At 68.1% G+C, this 21,912-nt stretch carries 24 protein-coding genes and 5 pseudogenes; 12 read left to right on the forward strand and 17 right to left on the reverse strand.

What is annotated here, in order from left to right:
* Nucleotides 1-72 precede the first annotated feature (72 nt).
* From ACSJDS_RS08465 to ACSJDS_RS08485, 5 genes are read right to left on the reverse strand one after another with little or no spacing between them, the layout of a single operon-like run.
* Nucleotides 73-489: a CBS domain-containing protein gene (locus ACSJDS_RS08465; protein ID WP_473032887.1), complete on the reverse strand. Its 417-nt coding sequence runs from the start codon at nt 487-489 to the stop codon at nt 73-75.
* An 11-nt stretch (nt 490-500) separates the two neighbouring features.
* Nucleotides 501-851 (reverse strand): P-II family nitrogen regulator, encoded by a 351-nt coding sequence (locus ACSJDS_RS08470; protein ID WP_473032888.1) that lies wholly within the window; start codon nt 849-851, stop codon nt 501-503.
* Nucleotides 852-872: 21 nt separating this feature from the next.
* Nucleotides 873-1,646 (reverse strand): DUF1538 domain-containing protein, encoded by a 774-nt coding sequence (locus ACSJDS_RS08475; protein WP_473032889.1) that lies wholly within the window; start codon nt 1,644-1,646, stop codon nt 873-875.
* Nucleotides 1,643-2,398: a DUF1538 family protein gene (locus ACSJDS_RS08480; RefSeq protein ID WP_473032890.1), complete on the reverse strand. Its 756-nt coding sequence runs from the start codon at nt 2,396-2,398 to the stop codon at nt 1,643-1,645. The genes ACSJDS_RS08475 and ACSJDS_RS08480 overlap by 4 nt, the downstream gene beginning before the upstream one ends.
* Nucleotides 2,399-2,419: 21 nt before the next feature.
* On the reverse strand, nt 2,420-2,818 hold the full coding sequence (locus tag ACSJDS_RS08485; protein ID WP_473032892.1) for a P-II family nitrogen regulator: 399 nt from the start codon (nt 2,816-2,818) through the stop codon (nt 2,420-2,422).
* A gap of 223 nt (nt 2,819-3,041) precedes the next feature.
* On the opposite strand from ACSJDS_RS08485, the gene ACSJDS_RS08490 reads away from it, so the two are divergent.
* Nucleotides 3,042-3,347, forward strand: coding sequence for a hypothetical protein (locus ACSJDS_RS08490; protein ID WP_473032894.1), 306 nt, complete (start codon nt 3,042-3,044; stop codon nt 3,345-3,347).
* A 78-nt stretch (nt 3,348-3,425) separates the two neighbouring features.
* Here ACSJDS_RS08490 and ACSJDS_RS08495 read toward each other — a convergent pair whose 3' ends face one another.
* From ACSJDS_RS08495 to ACSJDS_RS08545, 11 genes and pseudogenes are all read right to left on the reverse strand, one after another.
* Nucleotides 3,426-4,079 (reverse strand): transporter substrate-binding domain-containing protein, encoded by a 654-nt coding sequence (locus ACSJDS_RS08495; protein WP_473032896.1) that lies wholly within the window; start codon nt 4,077-4,079, stop codon nt 3,426-3,428.
* Nucleotides 4,076-4,225, reverse strand: a complete 150-nt coding sequence (locus tag ACSJDS_RS08500) for a hypothetical protein (RefSeq protein ID WP_473032897.1) — start codon at nt 4,223-4,225, stop codon at nt 4,076-4,078. Before ACSJDS_RS08500 ends, ACSJDS_RS08495 begins: the two co-directional genes overlap by 4 nt.
* 57 nt (nt 4,226-4,282) lie before the next feature.
* Nucleotides 4,283-5,004 (reverse strand): annotated as a pseudogene (locus ACSJDS_RS08505) (amino acid ABC transporter ATP-binding protein).
* Nucleotides 5,001-5,654 carry an amino acid ABC transporter permease gene (locus ACSJDS_RS08510; protein ID WP_473032898.1) on the reverse strand — a complete coding sequence of 218 codons (654 nt, stop codon included), beginning with the start codon at nt 5,652-5,654 and terminating at the stop codon, nt 5,001-5,003. The pseudogene ACSJDS_RS08505 and the gene ACSJDS_RS08510 overlap by 4 nt, the downstream one beginning before the upstream one ends.
* Nucleotides 5,655-5,695: 41 nt before the next feature.
* Complete coding sequence (locus ACSJDS_RS08515) at nt 5,696-6,886, reverse strand: acetyl-CoA C-acyltransferase (RefSeq protein WP_473032899.1); 1,191 nt, start codon at nt 6,884-6,886, stop codon at nt 5,696-5,698.
* A gap of 61 nt (nt 6,887-6,947) precedes the next feature.
* Complete coding sequence (locus tag ACSJDS_RS08520) at nt 6,948-8,165, reverse strand: M20/M25/M40 family metallo-hydrolase (RefSeq protein ID WP_473032900.1); 1,218 nt, start codon at nt 8,163-8,165, stop codon at nt 6,948-6,950.
* Nucleotides 8,165-8,818, reverse strand: a complete 654-nt coding sequence (locus ACSJDS_RS08525) for a 3-oxoacid CoA-transferase subunit B (RefSeq protein ID WP_473032901.1) — start codon at nt 8,816-8,818, stop codon at nt 8,165-8,167. Before ACSJDS_RS08525 ends, ACSJDS_RS08520 begins: the two co-directional genes overlap by 1 nt.
* Nucleotides 8,808-9,509, reverse strand: coding sequence for a CoA transferase subunit A (locus tag ACSJDS_RS08530; protein WP_473032902.1), 702 nt, complete (start codon nt 9,507-9,509; stop codon nt 8,808-8,810). The genes ACSJDS_RS08525 and ACSJDS_RS08530 overlap by 11 nt, the downstream gene beginning before the upstream one ends.
* Entirely contained in the window at nt 9,506-9,670 is a 165-nt protein-coding gene (locus ACSJDS_RS08535; protein ID WP_473032903.1) for a hypothetical protein, read from the reverse strand. The genes ACSJDS_RS08530 and ACSJDS_RS08535 overlap by 4 nt, the downstream gene beginning before the upstream one ends.
* 25 nt (nt 9,671-9,695) lie before the next feature.
* Nucleotides 9,696-10,430 (reverse strand): aminotransferase class III-fold pyridoxal phosphate-dependent enzyme, encoded by a 735-nt coding sequence (locus ACSJDS_RS08540; protein WP_473032904.1) that lies wholly within the window; start codon nt 10,428-10,430, stop codon nt 9,696-9,698.
* An 82-nt stretch (nt 10,431-10,512) separates the two neighbouring features.
* Nucleotides 10,513-10,875, reverse strand: a pseudogene (locus ACSJDS_RS08545) (aminotransferase class III-fold pyridoxal phosphate-dependent enzyme); the annotation flags it as partial.
* Between the two features lie 110 nt (nt 10,876-10,985).
* On the opposite strand from ACSJDS_RS08545, the gene ACSJDS_RS08550 reads away from it, so the two are divergent.
* The 8 genes and pseudogenes from ACSJDS_RS08550 (at nt 10,986) to ACSJDS_RS08585 (ending at nt 18,320) form a co-directional block, all read left to right on the forward strand.
* Nucleotides 10,986-11,912 carry a LysR family transcriptional regulator gene (locus tag ACSJDS_RS08550; RefSeq protein ID WP_473032905.1) on the forward strand — a complete coding sequence of 309 codons (927 nt, stop codon included), beginning with the start codon at nt 10,986-10,988 and terminating at the stop codon, nt 11,910-11,912.
* Nucleotides 11,913-12,042: 130 nt separating this feature from the next.
* Nucleotides 12,043-14,026 (forward strand): annotated as a pseudogene (dnaX, locus tag ACSJDS_RS08555) (DNA polymerase III subunit gamma/tau).
* Nucleotides 14,027-14,065: 39 nt separating this feature from the next.
* Nucleotides 14,066-14,392, forward strand: coding sequence for a YbaB/EbfC family nucleoid-associated protein (locus tag ACSJDS_RS08560; RefSeq protein ID WP_473032906.1), 327 nt, complete (start codon nt 14,066-14,068; stop codon nt 14,390-14,392).
* A 5-nt stretch (nt 14,393-14,397) separates the two neighbouring features.
* A complete protein-coding gene (recR, locus tag ACSJDS_RS08565; RefSeq protein WP_473035000.1) occupies nt 14,398-15,018 on the forward strand; it encodes a recombination mediator RecR in 621 nt (206 codons plus the stop codon).
* A gap of 21 nt (nt 15,019-15,039) precedes the next feature.
* Complete coding sequence (gene rnd, locus ACSJDS_RS08570) at nt 15,040-16,167, forward strand: ribonuclease D (protein WP_473032907.1); 1,128 nt, start codon at nt 15,040-15,042, stop codon at nt 16,165-16,167.
* Nucleotides 16,164-16,474, forward strand: a pseudogene (locus ACSJDS_RS08575) (YcgL domain-containing protein). Before rnd ends, ACSJDS_RS08575 begins: the two are co-directional and overlap by 4 nt.
* Nucleotides 16,475-16,727: 253 nt before the next feature.
* Entirely contained in the window at nt 16,728-17,189 is a 462-nt protein-coding gene (locus ACSJDS_RS08580) for a YcgN family cysteine cluster protein (protein WP_473032908.1), read from the forward strand.
* 261 nt (nt 17,190-17,450) lie between these two features.
* Nucleotides 17,451-18,320: a hypothetical protein gene (locus ACSJDS_RS08585; RefSeq protein ID WP_473032909.1), complete on the forward strand. Its 870-nt coding sequence runs from the start codon at nt 17,451-17,453 to the stop codon at nt 18,318-18,320.
* A gap of 49 nt (nt 18,321-18,369) precedes the next feature.
* Here the strand turns inward: ACSJDS_RS08585 and ACSJDS_RS08590 are convergent.
* Nucleotides 18,370-20,449, reverse strand: a pseudogene (locus ACSJDS_RS08590) (S9 family peptidase).
* 97 nt (nt 20,450-20,546) lie between these two features.
* Between ACSJDS_RS08590 and ACSJDS_RS08595 the strand changes: the two are divergent.
* The 3 genes from ACSJDS_RS08595 to ACSJDS_RS08605 all read left to right on the forward strand — a co-directional run bounded on the left by ACSJDS_RS08595 (nt 20,547) and on the right by ACSJDS_RS08605 (nt 21,835).
* Nucleotides 20,547-20,807 carry a hypothetical protein gene (locus ACSJDS_RS08595; protein ID WP_473032910.1) on the forward strand — a complete coding sequence of 87 codons (261 nt, stop codon included), beginning with the start codon at nt 20,547-20,549 and terminating at the stop codon, nt 20,805-20,807.
* Nucleotides 20,762-20,986, forward strand: a complete 225-nt coding sequence (locus tag ACSJDS_RS08600; RefSeq protein ID WP_473032911.1) for a hypothetical protein — start codon at nt 20,762-20,764, stop codon at nt 20,984-20,986. The genes ACSJDS_RS08595 and ACSJDS_RS08600 overlap by 46 nt, the downstream gene beginning before the upstream one ends.
* A gap of 84 nt (nt 20,987-21,070) precedes the next feature.
* The gene (locus ACSJDS_RS08605; protein ID WP_473032912.1) at nt 21,071-21,835 is read left to right on the forward strand and encodes a vWA domain-containing protein; all 765 of its coding nucleotides are present in this window, start codon (nt 21,071-21,073) and stop codon (nt 21,833-21,835) included.
* Nucleotides 21,836-21,912 lie beyond the last annotated feature (77 nt).

A 21,912-nucleotide genomic window follows, 5' to 3' on the forward strand; every position in this document is an offset into this window, starting at 1 on the left:
TCGAAGCAGCGCCATCGCCGGCGGAAAACCGCCGGCGATGGCTTGGGCATTGGTCTTTGGCGCTTTGTTGCCCTATGTCTGTCGGGGTGCGTGCGCCGGCTCTCCCAGCACCAGGTCGTCGTGGCCGACGATGCCGAGGATGGTGCCGTCCGAGTCGATCACCGGTGCGAGCGACAGTCCGAAGCGATGGAAGAGCCTGGCGCAGTAGCGCCGTTGCATGGTAGGGGGCACCGAAATGACCGGCTTGCTCATGATTTCATAGACGTTGACTCGCTCCGGTGCTCGGTTGGGGGCCATGACCTGCTTGGCGATGTCGGAGGGCAGCACCAGCCCGTACTCGTCATCGTCATCGCGCTTGCGCACGATCAGCACCCGGGTGTTCTGTTGGCGCATCAGCTGGAGGGCATCGGCGACGGTGGCAAGCCCGTCGACCAGGCTGAAACCGGGATGCATCACGTCCCTGACGCGAATGATCGGCGGTGACGACATGGCGGTGCTCCTTAGAATTCGTCCTTCAGGGTTTCGGAAATGCTGAGCATCTGGTGCTTCACGCCCAGGGCGTCCTCCACGTCGAGCTGGAAGGCGATGCCGGTGCCCGGGGTGTCGTCGAACTCGCCGACCTCGGCAATGGTTTCCAGGATGCGCCGGCAGCGATGCTCCTCCACCAGCAGCAGCAACACGTCCCGCTGGCTGCTCAGCGCCATCCCGAAGATGCCGTGCGCCTTCTTCAGCCCCTCACCGCGGGCGTTGTTGACGATGGTTGAGCCGGTGGCGCCGGCCCGGCGCGCCGCCTCGAGCAGGTCGTCGGTCTTCTCGTCGTCGACCAGGGCCAGAATCAGCTTGAAGCGCATGGGTCGCTCCTCTGGGGCGTGTCAGGATGGGGATGTCTCGCGCCGCGAGCTGCGCCGCTCCCTCCACTCGGCGATCTGGGCATAGCCCATCACCGAGATGATCGGAAACAGGCAGGCCAGGGCGATCATGCCGAAGCCGTCGGTGATGGGGTCGCGTCCCGGTATGGTGGTGGCGAGCCCGAGGCCCAGGGCGGCGATGATCGGTACCGTGATGGTCGAGGTGGTGACTCCCCCGGAGTCGAAGGCCAGCGGAATGATGCTGCGCGGCGAGCGCAGCGTCTGGATGATCACCAGCACATAGGCCGCAAGCACGAACCACTGCAAGGGTAGCCCCAACACGATGCGCAGGGTGCCCAGGGTGATGCCGAAGGCCATGCCGAGCGCCACGGCAATGCGCAGCATCAGCGGGTCGATGGTACCGCCGGAGATTTCGCCGGCCTTGAGCGATACCGCGATCAATGCCGGTTCGGCAATGGTGGTGCTGGCGCCGATGGCGAAGGCGAACAGGTAGACCCAATAGTAGTCGTGCCAGCGCCGCTGTGCTCCCTCGGCGAGAGCGGGCAGGAAGTGCTCGGAGGTCAGCTGCTCGGCCATCAGGGTGCCCATGGGGAAGAGGGCGGTCTCCAGGCCGACGAGAAACAGCGACAGCCCCACCAGGACCAGGCCGAAGCCGGTCAGTACCTGCTTGAACTGCTTGATGGGGCGGCGAATTACCAGGTACTGGAAGCCGAAGATGATGGCGGCAATGGGCAGGATATCGAGCAGGGTGCTGCCCAGCACGGAGATCACGTTCATCCGCCGGCCTCCGCGGTGACGATGCCGAACAGCAGCACGAAGAGGATCGGCATCACCGAGGCGAAGGCGATCAGGCCAAAGCCGTCGAGCATGGGATTGCGGCCCTGGATGGCGGTGGCGAGCCCCACCCCCAGGGCGGTGACCAGCGGCACGGTGATGGTCGAGGTGGTCACCCCGCCGGCGTCGTAGGCGATGCCGACGATGGCGTCCGGCGCCAGCAGCGTCAGCAGCAGCACCATGAAATAGCCGCCGATGATCATCAGGTGCAGCGGCCAGCCCTTGAGGATCCTCAGCACGCCGAGCATCACCGCACTGCCTACCGAGAGCGCCACGACAAAGCGCAGCTGCCAGGCGAAGCCGGCGCGGGCGCTGTCCAGGTCGGGGATCTGGCCGGCCTCAGCCATGATCCTCGCCGCCTTGCCGGCGATGGCGATCAGCGCTGGTTCGGCCACGGTGGTGCCGAAACCCAGGGCGAAGGCGAACAGCATCAGCCAGGCGACGCTACCCTTGCGGGCGAATGCCCGGGCCAGGTTCTCGCCGACAGGAAACAGGCCGAGCTGCAGGCCCTGGATGAACAGCGTCAGCCCGAGCACCACCAGCAGCAGGCCAATGGCCAGGTCGAACAGTGCCACGTCGTCCGGTAGTGGCTGACGGATCACCACCAGCTGAAAGAAGGCGATGACCAGCACCACCGGTGCCAGGTCACGCAGGCTGTCTCGGGTCTGCCGCAGCAGGGCCGTCAGCAGGTCCATGGGCAGGTTGGCTCCGTCAAGTCACGCCACGGGACGCTGCTCGGACAGCTTCTTGATGTGCTCCTTGAGCCCCAGGGCGCGACAGACGTCCAGCTCGAGGGCAATGCCGGTTTCGAGGCTGTCGTCCAGCCCGCTGGCCTTCACGATGGCCTGCATGACGCTGTCGCAGCGGCGTGACTCGACCAGGATCAGCACCACGTTGCGCGGGCTGAGAATCTCCAGCCCAAACAGGCCGAAATGCTGCTCGAGGCCCTGGCCCCGGGCGTTGCTGATGATGGTGGCTCCCGTCGCGCCCGCTTTTCGAGAGGCATCTATGGCCTGGTCGGTCTTGCCTTCGTCGACCATCAGGATGATCAGCTTGAAGGCCATCGCCTCGCTGGCGTCCGTCGGGATGCGGTCATCCCGCTTCTCTGTCGTCATGTGCTCCCCTGCAAACGTGTGCTTCTGGTTTCATGACCATGGGATGCCTGGGGGGTGGCGTCAATGATCAATATCAAGTTTCGGTGCCAGTGGCCTGTCAGGGTGCGCCATGGAGAAGTCGGTTGGCTTGCGACACCCGGTCGCGGCTATCGACCTTGGTCGCATATCGACCTTGGTGTATAATGCGCCGCAGCAAATGCTTGCGAAAGGGGAAAGGCGGACCATGACCATCGATACATCCACCACGGCCGGTATCCAGCGCAGCCTTCGCCAGTGCCTCTCGAACGTAGCGGTGCTGCTCTACCATCACGGCCATGTCCTGGAGACGGTGACGATCCCCCATCGCGGTCTCGACCGCAGCGCCCTGCGGCAGCTGGGTCAGGCCTCGGACGACTGGCGCACCTGCCAGCAGGTGCTCGAGCACAGCGAGGCGGCCTCCTTCAACGAGTATGATCGCTTCGTGCTGACCCGTCTGGGCCGCGAACTGCTCTTCGACATGTTCGGCGAGGGTGCCGCCGACTGCGCCTGATGGCGCGATGCTGCGCGAGCCGGACGACGACAGCGGGGAGGCCAGTGGCCTCCCCGCGCTGTTTCTGTCCCTCTTGGCTTACTGCGAGATATCGCGTCCGAAGTACTGCTCGCTGATCTCGGCGTAGGTGCCGTTTTCCTGGATCGTGGCGAGGGCCTCATTGAGGCGCGCTAGCATCTCGTCGTTGCCCTTGTTCACGGCGATACCGATGTTGTCGACATAGATCGGCTCACCCAGCGGCTGCACCGCCAGGTTGGCGTTGAGGATGGCGTTCTCGCCGATCAGCTGGTCGGTGATCACCGCATCCACCCGGCCGCGGACGGTGAGGTCGCGTAGCGCCGTGACGTCGTCGGTGTAGGTGGTCAGGTCGTCGCTGTACTCCCGTGCGGCATCGGCGAAGCTGCTGGCCACCAGCACGCCGAGGGTCTTGCCGCGAATATCCTCGACCTCGGTGAGTGCCTCGTTGTCTGCCGAGATGAATACCTGGGCGCCGGAGCGGTAGTAGGGGGCGGTGAAGTCCACCTGCTCCAGGCGCTGCTCGGTGATCGCCATGCTGCCGATGATGGCGTCGAAGCGGTCGGAGCGCAGGGCGGCGATCAGCGTCTGCCAGGGGTTGCCCACCGGCTCGGCGCGCATGCCCATTTCGTCGGCCAGCGCCTGGCCGATCTCCACGTCGAAGCCGGCCAGTTCGCCGTTCTCGCGGTAGCTGAAGGGCGGGTAGAGCCCGGTCATGGCGTAGGTGAAGGTCTCCTGTTCCGCCCGGGCCTCGCCGGCCGGGAAAGACTCAGGCCGGCGGCTACCGTCAGGGTGCCGGCGGCGGCCAACAGGGTGGCCAGCGGCGTGGCGAAGGCGCCTTGGGTGGCATCATGGGTTGTCATTGTTATCTCTCCTGATCGTGTGGTGTTGCTGGTGATAGGCCGTATGGCCTGGTTGACTTACAGCACTCGGCTGAGGAACTGCCTGGCCTTGGGGTGCTGGGGGTTCTTGAAGAAGGTCTCGGGCTCGTCCTGCTCGGCGATGGTGCCGCCGTCGAGGAACACCACCCGGTCGGCGACCTCGCGGGCGAAGCCCATCTCGTGGGTCACCACCACCATGGTCATGCCGTCGGCGGCCAGGCCCTTCATGACGTCCAGCACCTCGCCGACCAGCTCCGGGTCCAGCGCCGAGGTGGGCTCGTCGAACAGCATCACGGTGGGCTCCATGGCCAGCGCCCGGGCGATGGCCACGCGCTGCTTCTGCCCGCCGGAGAGCTTCTCGGGATAGACGTCGCCCTTGTCGGCCAGCCCCACCTTGGCGAGCAGCGCCTGGCCCTGCTCGATGGCCCGGGCCTTGGGGGTACGTTTGACGTGGACCGGGGCCTCGATGACGTTCTCCAGCACCGTCATGTGGGGAAGAGGTTGAAATGCTGGAAGACCATGCCGACATGCTCGCGATAGGCGTTGAGCGGCGTGGTCGACGGGTCGATCTCGCGGCCGTCGAAGGTGATGCGGCCCTCGTCCTTGATCTCCAGGAAGTTGAGGCAGCGCAGCAGGGTGCTCTTGCCGGAGCCGCTGGCACCGATCATCACCACCACCTCCTGGGGCTCGATCGTGAGGTCCACGCCCTTGAGCACGTGGAGCTCGCCGAAGTATTTGTGCAGGTTCGTTACGTTGATCATTTGGCGGTATCCATGCGGTTCTCGAGGCGGCTGAGGATATAGGTGAAGATCGCCACCATGGCCAGGTAGTAGAGGCCGGCGATGGTGTAGAACTCGAGCTGCTTGAAGGTCACGGCGGCGTTGTCCATGGAGAGGCTGAAGATCTCGGTGATACCGATGAAGGCCACCAGCGAGGAGTCCTTGAGCCCGATGATGAACTGGTTGCCCATGGGCGGAATCGCCCGCTTGAAGGCCTGGGGCAGGATGATGCGGCGCATTGCCAGGCCCCGCTTCATGCCCAGCGACTGGGCGGCCTCCATCTGGCCGCGATCCACCGACTGGATGGCGCCGCGGAAGATCTCGGCGATATAGGCGCCGCTGTGGATGGCCAGGGCGATGGTGCCGGCCCAGAAGGCGGAGAGCACCACGAAGTGGGTGATGCCGAAGTAGAGCCACATGATCTGCACGATCAGCGGGGTGCCGCGGATGATGCCCACGTAGCCGTTGTAGAGGATGCTCAGCGCCTTGATGCCGGAGACCTTCATCAGGGCGAACACCAGGCCGATCACCAGGGCGAGCCCCAGCGAGATGCCGGTGATGCGCAGGGTCATCCAGGCCGCCTGGAGGAAGGCGGGATAGGTGTTGAAGAAGTCCTGAAGAAACGACGTCATTGTTGGATTCCTTGTAGGGGTCGTATGAAGCGGCGGAAGCGTCAGCAGCGCTCCAGGATCATCGCAACGCCCTGGCCGCCGCCGATGCAGGCGGCCGCACAGCCGTAGCGCCCTCGCTGCGCCTGGAGAAGGCGTGCCAGGGTGCCGGCCAGGCGGATCCCGGTGGCGCCCAGCGGGTGGCCCAGCGCCAGGGCGCCGCCCCAGACGTTGACCCGCGCCGGGTCCAGTCCCAGCTCGCCCATGGCGTGCAGCGGCACCGCGGCGAAGGCCTCGTTGATCTCCCAGGCGTCGATGTCGGCCGCGGCGAGGCCCGCCTGGGCCAGCACGCGCCGAATGGCGGCTGCCGCCCCGGCGCCCATCCGCTCGGGTTCGACCCCGCAGTCGGCCACGGCCACCACCCGGGCCAGGGGCGTAGCGCCATGGCGGGCCAGGGCCTCCCCGGACATCAGCAGGGCGGCGGCGGCCCCGGAGGTGAGCGGCGAGCTGTTGCCGGCGGTGACCCGGCCGCCCTCGAGAAACACCGGGTCGAGGCCGGCGAGGCGCTCGGCGCCGGTGTCGGCACGGATAGTGGCGTCTCGCGCGATGCGCTCGCCCTCGGCGTTGGCCAGCGTCAGGCGCTCGCCGTCGAAGCGCCCCGCGGCATCGGCGGCGCCGGCCCGCTGGTGGGAGGCCAGGGCGAAGGCGTCCATGGCCTCGCGCTCGATGCCCGCGGCCTCGGCCAGGCGCTCGGCGGTCAGGCCCATGTTCAGCGCCACGTCGAGCTCGAGCCAGGGTGCCTGGCGCAGCGCGGCGGGGCTGGTCAGCACCCCCTCCTGGAAGAGCGCCGGGCCCATGGGGACGCGAGTCATGTTCTCGACGCCGCCGGCGAGGCCGACCTGGATGGCGCCGGCCTGGATCTCCCGGGCGGTGCTGCGCAGGGCGGCGAGCCCCGAGCCGCACTGCTGGTCGATCTGGCGGCTGGCGCAGCCGCGCCCCCGCTCGCCCAGGCGTTCGGCGAGCCACAGCGGGTAGCGGCCGCCGAAGCTCCACTGCTCCTTCACCGGCAGGGCGCAGCCGACGCTCAGCTCCTCCACGGCGGCGCCGTCGAGGTCGCCCCGATCCAGCAGGGCGTCGATCACGGCGGCCAGCAGGGCGTCGCTGCGGGTATCGGCCCAGGCGTCCACCTCCGGCTTGCGGGGGTGGGCGCGGCTGAAGGCGCTGCGGGCGTAGTCGACGAGATAGGCGTCTCTCATGCGCTCGGCTCCTGTGGCGTGGCCTGCTGTCCCCAGCGGTGGAGGAACAGCGCGTAGGTGGTCAGCACGTGGCGGATGGAGTCGATTTCCACGCATTCGTCGACACCGTGGATGCGCTCGGCCACCGGGCCGTAGCAGGTGCCGTTGATCCCCCCGGCAACGTGGAAGGCGCGCAGGTCGGTGGTGCAGGTGGCCAGGTAGTGGGCCGGCGGCTCGCCGAGCAGCGCCTCGTGACAGGCCGAGAGCAGCCGAATGCCGGGGTGTCCAGGTCGACCAGGTGCCCCTCGGAGCGGAAGCCGTGGAAGCTGACCCGGGGCGGCGGCGTGGCGTCGTCGAGTTCGGCGTGGCGGGCGGCGATGGCCTCGCGCACCCGCTGCATGACCGCATCGGGCGTCATGCCCGGCGGGAAGCCGACGCGCCCCTCGAGAACGGCATGGGCCGGCACGCTGGAGGCCCAGTTGCCGCCCTCCACCCGGCCGATGCTGAGGTTGAAGGGGTGGGGGTGATCCGCGTAGGGCGCCGGGCGGGGCAGGGCGTTGATCTCCTCCTCCAGCGCCTTGAGTGCCGGCAGGTAGTGCTGCAGGGTCTCGATGGCGTTGCGACCGGCGGCGGTGTCCAGCACGTGGGCCGGGACGCCGTCCAGGCGCATGCGAAACCATAGCACGCCCACCTGGCCGCTCAGGATTCGGGCGCCGAAGGGCTCGGGGATCAGCACGAAGTCGCCGCCGTAGCCCTGGTGCAGGCAGGCCAGGGCGCCGTTGCCGGTGCACTCCTCCTCGATCACCGTCTGCAGGGTCAGCGGGAAGTCGATGGCAACCCCGGCACGGCGCACCGCCGCCACCGCCATCACCATGGCGGCGATGCCCGCCTTCATGTCGCCGGCACCGCGGCCGTAGAGCCAGCCGTCCTGCTGCCAGGGCTCCCAGGGTGGGCGGGTCCACATGTCGACGGGTTCGGCGGGCACCACGTCCAGGTGGCCGTTGAACACCAGGTGCGGGCCGCGGGCCTCTGGGTTGAGCCGCGCGACCAGGTTGTAGCGCCCGGCGCTCGCCCACTCGGTGGGTGCCCGGCGGGGGTGGTCGGCCAGGCCCGGGGCGTCCAGCGGCACCCGGGTCGCCGGCAGGCCGAGCCGCTCGAGCCAGGCCACCATGGTGTCCAGGGCCCCGTGCTCCTGACCCAGCACGCTGTAGCCGCGTACCAGATCCCGGGTCAGTTCCAGGGTGTCGTCCATCAGCGCATCGCAGGCGGCCACGATGCGCTTTTCGGTGGTGTCCAGCATCAGAATCTCCCCAGCCGTGATTCGTCGATGATCAGCCTGGCGGCGGTGGCGTCGCGCAGTTCGGCAACGCTCAGCCCTTCGGCGATCTCCACCGCCTGCAGGCCTTCGGGGGTTACGTCCAGCACCGCCTTGTCGGTGATGATCCGCGACACGCAGCCGCTGGCGGTCAGCGGCAGGCGGCAGCGCTCGAGCACCTTGGGGTGGCCGTGTTTGTCGTTGTGGGAGCAGAGGATCACCAGCCGCCTGACCTTCTGGGCCAGCTCCATGGCACCGCCGATGCCCGGCGAGAATTTGCCGGGGATCTTCCAGTTGGCCAGGTTGCCCGCGGCGTCCACCTCGAAGGCGCCCATGAAGGTGATGTCGACCCGGCTGCGCCGGATCATGGCGAAGGAGGTGGCGCTGTCGAAGACGCTGGCCCCGGGGCGGGTGGTGATATAGGTCCCGCCCGAGTCGATCATGTCGTGGTCCGGCGCCTCGCCGTCGCGGTGCGGGCGGCAGCCCAGCACGCCGTTCTCCGAGTGCACCAGCACCTCCATTTCATCGGGCAGGTAGTGGAAGAGGCGGGTCGGCAGGCCGATGCCGAGGTTGACGATCTGGCCGGGGATCACCTCCCGGGCGGCCCGGGCCAGGATGCGCTGGGTATCAGAGGCCATGGGGGCGGACTCCCTGTTCACTGGTGGCCCGGTCGACCGGCACCACCCGGCTGACGAAGGCGCAGGGGGTGTGGATGGCGTCGATGGGCAGCTCGCCCGGGGCGTCGAGGCGGTAGGTCTGGGCGATGACGGTGTCGGCGGCCATGGCCATCAGCGGGTTGAAGTTGCTGGCGGTGGCACGATAGATCAGGTTGCCGTAGCGGTCGGCCCGCTCGGCATGGACCAGGGCGACGTCGGCATGCAGGGCCGGCTCAATGCCCCAGGTGTGGCCGTCGACTTCCACCTCCTGGCGGTCCTCGGCGATTTCGGTGCCCTGGCCGATATCGGTGAGAAAGCCGGCGTGGCCGGCGCCGGCGCAGCGGATCTTCTCCGCCAGCAGGCCCTGGGGGTGGAACCTCACCTCGAGCCGTCCCGCGTTCATGGCCTCGATGGCGGTGCGGTTGAGCCCCAGGTGGGAGGTGATCAGCCGCTTGACCCGGCCCGCCTCGATCAGCCGTCCGATGCCGATGCCGGGTTCGTTGGCATCGTTTTTGATCAGGGTGAGCCCGCTCTGGCCAGACTCGAGCAGGGCGTCGAGCAGGGCGAAGGGCGTGCCCGGCGAGCCGAAGCCCCCGACCATGATCGTCGCTCCCTCGGGGATGGCGGCGATGGCCGCCTCCAGATGACAGACCTTTTCGGTAAGCAGGGTCATGAGGCGCGTACCTCCTGGGGGCGCGGTGCCGAGACGGTCGCCTCGTCGGCCAGCGCCCGGTCGAAGTGCGCCATGGCGCGGCCCAGCCGCTCGAGCAGGACCTCCACCTCGTCGGCGCGAATGGTCAGCGGCGGAGAGACCAGGAAGTGGTCGCCGGCCACGCCGTCCAGGGTGCGGCGGGGTAGATCAGCAGGCCCCCTCCCTGGCCAGGGCGGTGATCTGGGCGAAGCGGTTCTGCTCGGCGGGGAAGGCTTCCCGGGTGTCGGGGTCCGCCACCAGCTCCAGGCCCCACAGCAGGCCGAGGCCGCGCGCCTGGCCGACCCAGGCGTACCGCTCGGCCAGCGCCTGCAGGCCGGCGCCGAGCTGCTCGCCGCGCGCCCGGGCGTTGGCCAGCAGCCCTTCGCGGCGGATCGCCTCGATGACGGCCAGGCCCGTGGCGCAGGCCAGCGGGTTACCCGCGTAGGTGTGGCCGTGCTGGAAGCCGCCCGACGCCATCACGGCCTCGACGATGTCGGCCCGGGCCAGCAGCGCCCCTACCGGGTAGTAGCCGGCGCCCAGCCCCTTGGCGGTGACCAGCAGGTCGGGGGTGATGCCATAGTGCTGGTAGGCGAACCAGCTGCCGGTGCGGCCCACCCCGGTGAGCACCTCGTCGAGGATCAGCAGGCAGCCGAACTCGTCGCACAGCGCGCGGATGCCCTTGAGGTAGCGCTCGCCGAGCAGCCGGGCGCCGGTGCTGGCGCCGCCCACCGGCTCCAGCACGAAGGCGATGATCGACTCGGGCCCGGCGGCCTCGAGGGTCGCGCGGGTCTCGGCCAGCACCCGGTCCACATGGGCGTCGTCGTTGGCGTCGGCGTGGCGATAGAAGTCCGGCCCCGGCACCTTGAGCGAGGCCTGGGTGATCTCGGCGAAGGGCGCCTCCAAGGGCCGGTAGCCGGTGACCCCTGAGGGCCCCCAGGGTGCTGCCGTGGTAGGAGGGACGCAGGGAGACGAAGCGGCGCCGCTGGGGTTCGCCGGCGTTGATCATGTACTGACGGGCCAGCTCGAGGGCCGACTCCACCGCCTCGGAGCCGCTGGAGACGAAGAACACCTTCTCCAGGGCATTGTCGGTGATCGCGACCAGGGCCTCGCCCAGGGCCAGGGCGGGGGCGCTCTCGAACTGGGTGCGGTAGGTGAAGGCGACGCGGTCGAGCTGGTCGAGCATGGCGTTGCGAATGTCCAGCCGGCCGTGGCCGAGGTTGCAGGAGATGGCGCCGGAGCAGCCGTCCAGGTAGGCCTTGCCCTGGGTGTCCCAGAGGGTGACGCCGTCGGCGTGGCTGACTTCCGGCAGGGCCGGGCCGGCCTGGTAGAACAGCGGGGAGTCGGTCATCGAGGCTTCCGTTTGTCGTTATGGGCGTTGGGAGACTCGTTGCAGTCTAGGTAGCGGCGACAGCATATTTCAATATATGATGTTTTTACGGAATTCGATGAGTAAAAGTCATGGCTGATGTGACCATCCACTCGCTCAAGGCGCTGGCGATCTTCAAGTCGCTGTTCGAGGCGGGCAGTGCCTCCCAGGCGGCGCGCACCCTGGGGATCACCCAGTCCGGGGTTAGCCGCTCGCTGGCCCAGCTGGAGCGCAACCTGGGCATTCCGCTGTTCCTGCGCGAGAAGAATCGCCTGATCGCCACCCCCGAGGCCCGCGAGCTCTATGACGAGATCCTGCGGCTGATGGGCAATATCGAGGAGCTGCGCCACAGCGTGCTGGCGCTCAAGGAGTTCGGCACTTCGCGGCTGCGGATTGCCGCCATTCCCGGCCTGTCGTTCGGCTTCGTACCGCGCCTGGTGGCAGCCCTGCTGGAGGAGAATCCGCGCTTCAGCATCAGCCTCGACATGATGTCCAGCCACGAGGTGCAGCTGGCGGTGGAGTCGAGCCATGCCGATATCGGCTTCGTCACGCTGCCGGTGACCTCGCGCCTGCTGCAGGTAGAGCCGTGGCTGACCACCCAGGCGGTGTGCCTGCTGCCACAGGGGCATGCCCTGACCGAGCGCCAGCGGGTCGAGGTCGAGGATCTGCGCGACCAGCACCTGGTGATCAGCAACCAGCCGAGTCTCGGTACGAACCCTCTGCTCGATCTCGTCGCCCGGCACGGCGTCCATATTGCCGGCAAGACCGAGGCCAATATCGGCACCATTGCCGCGCTGGTGGCCAATCGAGTGGGGATCACGGTGATGAACCCCGTCACCGCCCGGGATCAGCTCGCGCCCCGCGACGGAGTGGTGATTAGGCCCTTCTCGCCGGCCATGACGTTTAGTTTCGGCCTGGTCTACCGTGAAGACTGGAAACAGGCGCGGGCGCTGGAGTTCATTCGTCGGCGGGGCAGGGCACTGCTGGCCGACTATGTCCCGGAGAGCGGTGAAGCCTGATGCCATTGGCCCCGGCGTGCTTTCCGCGGCTGTCCCCAGTCGCTAGAATGGGGGTTTGCCGTCGGCCGGCGCGTGGGGCACGCCCGGACGCCAAGGTCCCTCCATCACCGCTGCAAGGATTCCGCGCTGCATGAGCTATCAGGTACTGGCCCGCAAGTGGCGGCCGCGCACCTTCCATGAGCTGGTTGGCCAGGAGCATGTCCAGCGCGCGCTGGTCAACGCCCTGGACCAGGGGCGCCTGCACCATGCCTATCTGTTCACCGGCACCCGCGGCGTCGGCAAGACCACCCTGGCGCGGATTCTCGCCAAGTGCCTGAACTGCACGGCCAAGGGCGACGGCGACGAGGCGGTGACTTCGACGCCCTGCGGCGAGTGCGACAGCTGCCGGGCCATCGACGAGGGGCGCTTCGTCGACTTGATCGAGGTGGACGCCGCCTCGCGCACCAAGGTGGAGGATACCCGCGAGCTGCTCGACAACGTGCAGTACGCCCCGACCCAGGGGCGCTACAAGGTGTACCTCATCGATGAGGTGCACATGCTCTCCACCAGCAGCTTCAACGCGCTGCTGAAGACCCTGGAAGAGCCGCCGCCCCATGTGAAGTTCCTGCTGGCCACCACCGATCCCCAGAAGCTGCCCGCCACGGTGCTGTCGCGCTGCCTGCAGTTCACCCTCAAGAACATGCCGCCGGAGCGCATCGTCGACCACCTGGCCAGGGTGCTCGAGGCCGAGGAGGTGGGCTTCGAGGAGAGCGCCCTGTGGCTGCTCGGCAAGGCCGCCGACGGCTCCATGCGCGATGCCATGAGCCTCACCGACCAGGCCATCGCCTTCGGCCAGGGCCAGGTGCGCCACCTCGACGTGGCCGCCATGCTCGGCACCCTGGACCATCGCCACGTGCTGGCGCTCATCGAGGCGCTGGCCGAGGTGGACGCCCCCGGGTGCTGGCCGAGGTCGCCCAGCTCGCCGAGCAGGGGCCCGACTTCGCCGCCGTGCTGGATGATATCACCGGCGTTATGCACCGCCTGGCGGTGGCCCAGATGGTTCCGGATGCGGTGGACAACGGCCACGGGGATCGCGAGGCGCTGCTGGCGCTCGCCGCGCGCTTCACCGCCGAGGACGTGCAGCTCTACTACCAGATCGGTATTCAGGGGCGCGGCGACATGGCCAACGCCCCGGATCTGCGCACGGCGCTGGAAATGACCCTGCTGCGCATGCTGGCATTTCGCCCCCAGGGCGTGCCGCAGCCGGCCAAGACACCGCTGCCGCTGCGCGGCCGGGCGCCTGAGGGCCAGGGGGGCGCGACGCCGGCCGAGCAAGGCGGCACGGCCGCCGGCGATCCGGCGCCCCCACCCGCGGCGACACCCTCGCCCGCGACCGGCGCCGGACCGGCCACGCCAGCCCCCGCCGAGGCTGAGGACGATGCGCCACCGCCATGGGAGGCCTCGCCGCAGCAGGAGGCTGCCCCCCTGCGCCCCCTGAAGCGGCATCCGCCCCCGAACCTTCACCCGCGCCGAAGGTGGCCGCTGTGCACGCCCAGAGTGAACCTTCGCCTGGCGCCATGGCGCCCGCTGCGTCGCCCGAGGCCGCTGCCTTGCCGACCGTTCCCGAACACCCGGCGCCGCCATCCGCTCCTGCGTCGACGGTGACCGCCTCTGAGCCGGTTCGTCCGGCGCCGGAGGCGCCGTCGGAGCGCGGTGACGCCCCCGCCGGCCGCTTTACCCACGCCGACTGGCTGGCGCGGTTCGAGGCGCTGGGCCTCGGCGGGCTCACCCGCAACCTGGCGGCCCACTGCGTGGTCGAAGCCGATGACGGCAGCCGGCTGACGCTGCGCCTGGACCCCTCCCAGGCCGCCATGAATGCCGAGGTGCACGAGCGGCGCATCCGCGAGGCCCTGGCGGCGATCGACGTGCCCCGCCAGCTGCAGATCAACGTGGGGCCGCTGCCCGAGGAGGTGGAGACGCCCCGGCAGCTCGCCGAGCGCATCGCCGCCGAGCGCCACGCCTTGGCGGTCGCGGCCCTCGAGCGCGACCCTCATGTACGTCAGCTTCAGGAAGCCTTCGGGGCGCGCCTGATCACATCTACCGTCAAGCCAGCGGACGTTGCGCCGCCGGCCTGATGACCACAGCGACGAATCCACAGCCGAGAGGATATTCCCATGATGAAAGGTGGAATGGGCAACCTGATGAAGCAGGCCCAGGAAATGCAGGAAAAGATGCAGCGCGCCCAGGAGGAGGTGGCCAAGGCCGAAGTGACCGGCGAAGCCGGTGCCGGCATGGTCAAGGTCACCATGAACGGTCGCCATGACGTCAGCAAGGTCGATATCGACCCGAGCGTGATGGAAGAGGACAAGGAGCTGCTCGAGGACCTGCTGGCCGCCGCGGTAAACGACGCCGTGCGCAAGGTCGAGGTCAACTCCAAGGCCAAGATGGAAGAAGCGACGGCCGGGCTTAACCTGCCGCCGGGCTTCAAGATGCCCTTCTGACACGGCTGAAACAGGCTGCCAATGAGTTTTTCCCCCTGGTCGAGCGACTGATGGAGGCCCTGCGGGTGCTGCCGGGCGTTGGGCCGAAGACCGCCCAGCGCATGGCCATGCATCTGCTGGAGCGTGATCGCGACGGTGGCCGACGCCTCACCGAGGTGCTGGGGCTGGCGCTCGAGCAGGTCGGCTACTGCCGGCGCTGCCGCACCCTCACCGAAGAGGAGGTTTGCGCGCTGTGTACCAGTGCCCGCCGCGACGACTCGCTGCTCTGCGTGGTGGAGTCGCCGGCCGACCAGCTGGCCATCGAGGAGGCCGGCGGTTTTCACGGCCGCTACTTCGTGCTCCACGGCCACCTCTCGCCGCTGGACGGCATCGGGCCGGAGGATATCGGCCTCGATCTGCTCGAATCGCGGGTCGCCGAGGGCGGCGTGACAGAGGTGATCCTCGCCACCAACCCCACGGTGGAGGGAGAGGCCACCGCCCACTACATCGCCGCCCAGCTGGCTCCCCAGGGCATTACGCTGTCCCGCCTGGCCTACGGCGTGCCCATGGGCGGCGAGCTGGAATACGTCGACGGCGGTACGCTCAGCCGCGCCTTCAATGGTCGCCTGCCCTTTCGCGGCGACTGACGCCCCTAGCCGGATAACCGCATGACCCTGACCCCCGAGATACGCTGGATCGATACCCCCGAGGCCCTGGATGCCGCCTGCGCTGAAGTGGCCGATGCCGACGTGCTGGCCGTGGACACCGAGTTCTTCCGCGAGAAGACCTTTCATCCGGTGCCGGCGCTGATCCAGTTTGCCGCCGATGAGACGGCCTACCTGGTCGACCCCCAGGCGCTGGCGTGCACCGAGGCGTTTCGGCGCCTGCTCGGCGAAGGGCCGCTCAAGCTGCTGCACGCCAGCAGCGAGGACCTGGAGGTGTTCGCCCATTGGGCCGGCGTGCCGCTGGCGCCGCTGGTGGATACCCAGATCGCCCAGGCGCTGCTGGGCGACGACCCGGCAATGGGCTACCAGCGCCTGGTGGCCCACTGGACCGGGGAGACCCTGCCCAAGGACGAGACCCGCTCCGACTGGCTGGTACGGCCGCTCTCCGACTCCCAGCGCCTATACGCGGCGCTGGACGTGGTCTTTCTGCTGAAGGTATGGCAGTGCCAGCGCGAGGCGCTGGAGCGGCTGGGGCGCATGGCGTGGCTCGAGGCGGACTGCCGTGAGCTGGTTGCCCAGGCGCTGCGCAGCGCCGAGGCCGACGGCCAGTGGTACCGTCGCCATCGTCAGCTATGGCGGCTCACTCCTGTCCAGATCGAGGCCTATCGCAGGCTGACCACCTGGCGGGAAGGTGAGGCGCGTCGGCGCAATCTGCCGCGGGGCTGGCTGGTCAATGATCGCGTGCTTTACAGCATTGCCGAGCGCATGCCGGAGAGTCGCTATGCGCTTTCCGGCGTCGACGACATCAAGCCGAGCCTGATCAAGCGCGACGGCGATACGCTACTGGCGCTGGTCGAGCAGGCCCGGCAGTGTGATGCGGCAGCGCTGCCGGCGCCCCTGCCGTCACCCATGGAGCCCGAGTTCAAGAAGCGGCTCAAGGCGCTCAAGCGGGTGGTGGCCGCCGAGGCGGAACGCCTGGGCGTGGCCGCCGAGGTGCTGCTGCGTCGCCGCGATCTGGAGGCGCTGGTGATCGCCGAGCTGGAGGGCGAGCCGCTGCCGCTGCCCGGTGGCTGGCGTGGTGAACGACTGAATGCGGGCCTGACCCAGGCTCTGGAGGAGGTGTCGGCATGAGTGACGATCGGATGCAGGGTGACAAGCTGCTGTGCGAGGTCTTCAAGAGTGCGCGCAAGGAGGAGATGTATCTCTACGTGGACAAGCGCCAGGGGCTCGCCGAGGTCCCCGAGGCGCTGTTGGAGCGCTTCGGCAAGCCGCTCTCCACGATGACGCTGATCCTGACCGCCGACAAGCGCCTGGGCCGCGCCAAGGCCGCCGATGTCATGGCGGCGATCCGCGACAAGGGATTTTACCTGCAGATGCCCCCGCCAAGGAGGAGTACCTGCTGGACCTCTATCGCACTCCCACCGAGGCGCGCTATTGAACTGGCTGAGCTTGGCAGTTACTGCCGGTGGTAAGGGGCGCCGGGGCAAGCCGAAGGGAGGTCCTATGCCAGGGGTGAGAAGCATTGCTTCGAACGGGCTGGCCATGGATGGCCAGCACCGGACCTGCAAGTGGAGCGGGACGCGAGAGCGCAGTAGGGCATCGGTAGCGTACAGGGAGGTATTCACAGCGCCTCTCTCGCAGGCTTGTCCCCGGAACAGCCCCGTCGTCGCTTCTGCAAGATGGCAGGATAAATGGGAGACGTCATGAGAGAACGCTTCTGGGAGCACTATCCCCTCGAGGAGCTCACCACCGAGGAGTGGGAAGCGCTGTGCGACGGCTGCGGCCAGTGTTGCCTGCTCAAGTTCCAGGACGATGACACCGGCGAGCTGGCGGTCCTCAACGTGGCCTGCGAACTGCTGGACATTTCCAGCTGCCGCTGCGGCGACTACGCCAACCGCTTTTCGCGGGTGCCGGACTGCACCCAGCTGACGCCTGAGCGTATCGACGACTTCCGCTGGTTGCCGCACTCCTGCGCCTATCGCCGGGTCGCCGAAGGGCGCAAGCTGGCCCGCTGGCATCCGCTGCTCTCGGGCGACCCCGAGCGGGTCCACCGCAAGGGCATCAGCGTGCGTAGCTTCGCCGTGTCCAGGCGCGACGTTTCCGAGGAGCGCTTGGAAGAGCACATCATTGCCATTCTACCCGTCGAGGACTAACGGACTTTCATTAGGCCACCTGTAGGGCCTCTCCGCGACTGCTACCGGTACCGCAGCGAGTAGCAGTTTTTTCATCTCGTCCCTGCCGCTTCAGCTTAATACTCTGGGCCATCACTTTCATCCAACCTTCTGATGGCGGCTTCTTTGTTTCATTGCGATGCTTGTGACTACTGTAACAGTTTGTTGGTTTCAGTGATTGCATATTACATGGGCACTTGGCGGCGCCCGTGGTGCGGTGGGGATATCATGGAGGGACGAGCGATGAAGCGATACAAGGTGCTAAGCCTTGCGGTGGCATTCGGGACCCTGACATCGATGGGGGCCTTGGCGGAGACGCAGCCGTCTTGGGAGAGCACAGTCAGCGATGAAGAACTGGCCGAGATGTTCAATCGGCTGATCAACGAGGGCGAGGTGCTGACCGACGAAGAGCTGGATCTGCTGCTGCGTCGACTGCCGCCTACTGGTGCCGGTGGGGCCATCGGCGGTGTTGGCAGTTTTGGTGGAGGCGATGGCGAGGCCATTACGGTCGGCGCAGTGGATCCCGGGCCTGGCGACAACGGCGACAACGGCGATAACGGCGACAACGGCGATAACGGCGATAACGGCGACAACGGCGATAACGGCGATAACGGCGATAACGGCGACAACGGCGATAACGGCGACAACGGCGATAACGGCGATAACGGCGATAACGGCGACAACGGCGATAACGGCGATAACGGCGACAACGGCGATAACGGCGATAACGGCGATAACGGCGATAACGGCGACAACGGCGACAACGGCGACAACGGCGACAACGGCGACAACGGTAACGGCATCGGCGGTGGTGGAGAAGGTGGTGCCGGTGGCGGCGGTGGTGCCGGAGGCGGTGGCGCCGGAGGCGGCGGTGCCGGTGGCGGTGCCGGTGGTGGCGGTGCTGGCGGAGGTTCCGGCAGCGGAGGTTCCAGCGGGGGCGGTTCCGGTAACGGCGGCTCAAGCGGTGGTGGTTCTGGCAGCGGTGGCTCCGCAGGAGGCAGTGGTGCGGGGGCTCAGGTAGCTCCGGTGGCGGCGCCGGCGGTGGCCCTGGAGGGGGTGCTGGCGGAGGCAGTGTCTGAGCTTTGCCAGAGCGTTATGACGCTGTTCGGATAGCGTCAAGCGGGCTCGGCCAAGGTCGAGCCCGCTTTCTCGTGGGGGCTTGTCAGCTCTGCCGCGGCTCAACCCCCAAGGCCCAGAGGATAAAGGCGTCCTGGCGGGCATTCTCATGCCACGCCTTGAACCGCCCCGAGGCGCCGCCGTGCCCGGCTTCCATGTCGGTATGCAGCAGCACCGGCCCTCGCGCGGTACCCAGCTCGGTCAGTCTTGCGTACAGCTTGGCCGGCTCCCAGTAGGGCACCCGGGTGTCGTGCCAGCTCCCCTGCAGGAAGACCGTGGGGTAGGGCTGAGGCGAGAGGTTGTCCAGCGGTGAATAGCTGCGGATGTGTCGATGCGCCGCGGGGTCGCCCGGGTTGCCCCACTCGCTGTATTCGGCGGTGGTCAGCGGCAGATCGGGATTTTCCATGGTGCGCAGTACGTCGACGAAGGGCACGTCCAGCACCGCGGCGCAGAAAGCCTGAGGCGACAGGTTGAGGCTGGCGCCGACCAGCAGCCCGCCGGCGCTGGCGCCGTAGGCGGCGATCCGTTCACCGTCGCTGATGCCCTGTTCCACCAGGGCATCTCGAGCGGCGAGGAAGTCGCGAAAGCTATTCTGCTTGTGCTCCAGCTTGCCGGCCAGGTACCAGGGCTCGCCCCGGTCGCCGCCGCCGCGCACATGGGCCACGGCGAAGGCCACGCCGCGATTCAGCAGCTCCAGGCGGGCGACCGAGAACCAGGGGTCGAGCACCTCCCCGTAGGCGCCGTAGCCATAGAGCAGCGTGGGTAGCGGGTGGCCTGCCAGGTCGGCGCGCATCACCACCGAGACGGGAATGCGTTCGCCGTCATGGGCCTGGGCCCAGAGGCGCTCGCAGCACAGCGATTCGGGGGCAGGTCACCGTAGATACGCTGCGCCTTGATCAGCCGCTGCTCGCCGCTGTCCAGGTCGTGCTCCTGCCAGCGCGGTGGCAGAACGAAAGACTCCTCGCGCAGTCGCAGCCGCCGGCTGTCGAAGTGCGGCATATCCCCAGGGCGAGGCTGCAGGGAACCTCCGGTAGCGCCAGCCGCTGGTCGCGGGTGACGCTGTGCTCGGCATCCAGCTCGAGAATGCGCACATGCACCTGGGCCTGCCGATGGTCGCGCTCGCCGACCACCAGCCCCCAGGCGAAGGCATCCACGCTTTCCAGGGTGACCTCGCTGCAGTGGTCGATCAGCGGGCGCCAGTCGGCATCGGGGGCGTTCTCCCGTACCGTGTCGAGGCGGAAATGGACGGCGTGCCGGTTGTGCAGCACATAGAAGTGCCCGGGGCGATGATCGATACCGTATTCGACCCCGCTTTCCCGGGGGCGAAAGCAGCGCGGCGCCGTGTCTGGGGCGCGTGCGGGGAGCAGGTGGCACTCGCTGGTATCCTTGGAGGCGCTCTCTACGATCAGCCACTCACGGGAGCGGGTCTTGCCTAGCCCCAGCCAGAATTCCGGGTCTTGCTCACGCAGGACCAGGGCCTCCTCGCAGCACCTGCCCTCATGTAGGCGCAGGCGCCAGACGCTGTCGGGGCGCTGGGTGTCATCGAAGCGGGTGAACAGCAGGGTGGCGTTGTCTTCGGCCCAGGTCAGCTCGGGGCCGATCTCCTCCAGCAGTCGGACGGCCTCGCCATCGGGCAGCCGCTTGAGGTAGAGCGAGAAGCGCTCATCGCCGCTGGTATCCTCGGTCCACGCCAGCCAGCGCTCATCCGGCGAGAGCGCCATGTCGCCGGCGTCGAGGAAGGCATGCCCGGCGGCTCGCCCCTGCAGGTCGAGGATTCGTTCGGGCGCATCGGGCGCGCCATTAGGGTGACGCCACCAGACCGGATAGTCCGCCTCAACGGCGGTTTCACTCCAGTAGGTGTAATGGTCCAGTGCGCTGCGCAGGCCATGGACGGCAAGATCCCGGCGGGCCAGGTGGCCGTGGTAAAGGCGCTCCACTAGATCGGCCAGGGGATGCAGCCAGTCGCGGGATTCGTCGTTGGCGGCCTCGAGGAAGGCGGCGACCTCGGGATCCTCGCGGTGTTCCAGCCAGTGCCATGCCGGGTCATCGGGGCGCCGGAAGCGCTCGACCGGTGTCTCGCTTGGCTGAGGTGTCGGGGCAGTCTCACTCGGCGGCTGTGCTTTCATTGGGTGGCGTGTACCATGATAGACAAGGGTTTCCATTCGTCGCGAACCGGCCGGATGGCCGGCGTGATGCTACCGGGAGGTGTTACCGAAGGTGTCGATGCTGACTTCTGATTCGATGTCCCTACTATGGCTGACCTATCTGGGTTTGTCGCTGATTGTGCTGCTGACCGGCTACCTGGGCCTGGCCTTCATGCCGCGTCTGCTACGGCTGCCGATTACCTGGGCCGTGGCGGGCATGCTCTGGGTGCCCACGCGCTTTCGCCTGCCGCTGGTGGAAGAGGGGAGTTCTACACCGGCATGGCGCCGGCCCTGGTGGTGGCCTCTGTCGCCTTTCTCGAGCGCAACACCCCGGTACTGACCACCTCGGGCCTGCTGGTCGCCGCCGGGGCGTTGCTGGGCGTGGCGTTGGGGCTGGCCCAGTGGTGGGCCTTTCGCCCGGAGGATACCTATCGTGATATGGATGATGAAGGGCGCGATGGCCGTGACGGCGGACGATCCCGCGAGCCGCGCGAGCGCCGGGAGCCGGTAATCGGCTAGGGAGCCCCCATGGGCGGGTACGGGAGACGCCGATGTCGGCGGCTGGCAGCGCTCGTTGCGGCGACCCTGCTGACGGGGAGCCTGATGGCGTCACCGTTGCAGGAGGCGCCGGATGTTCGGTTGATCGTCGATGTCTCGGGGAGCATGCGTCACAACGACCCCGAGCAGCTGGCGGCCGATGCTCTGGAGCTGCTGGTCGCCCTGCTGCCGAGCGGCGTCTCCGCGGGTGTCTGGACCTTCGGTGAAAGGGTGGCCAATCCGCTGCCGCTGGGGCAGGTGGATGCCGAGTGGCGCCAGCGGGCGCTGGCCTTGAGGCCACGGCTGGTGGACTACCAGCCGTTCACCGATATCGAGGCGGCGGTGCGTGAAGCCGCCCGGGCCGAGGCCGAAGGCTGGCGACACTTGGTGCTGTTGACCGACGGCATGATCGACTTGCCGCCTTGGCGAGGCGCCAAGCCGGACATCGACGCCGCCTCGCGCCAGGCCCTGCTGGATGAGCTGGTCCCGCGGCTGGCCGAGCAGGGCGTGGTCGTCCATGGCATCGCCTTCTCCGAGGAGGCCGACCTGGCGCTGGTGGAGCGGCTCGCCCGGCAGACCGGGGGCTCTCGGCGCCGGTCAATACGCCGAGGCGCTGCTTGGCGCCTTCCTGAATATCGTCGATCGAATCTTCCCCGCGGACCGAGTGCCGCTGAGCGACGATCGTTTCCTGATCGAGCCCGGGCTGGAGAGCTTCTCGGCGCTGCTGTTTCACCAGGCGACGCCGCCGGTACTGGTCGCCCCGGACGGCAGCCGTCACCAAGCCGCTGCCCCGCCGGACGGCTGGCGCTGGCGCAGCGAGCCTCGCTATGACCTGATCCAGGTACCTGACCCGATGCCGGGGCAGTGGCAGATCGAGGGTGACGTTGGGCATGAGAGCCGCATCACCG

Source organism: Halomonas sp. SL18_1 (assembly GCF_055755715.1).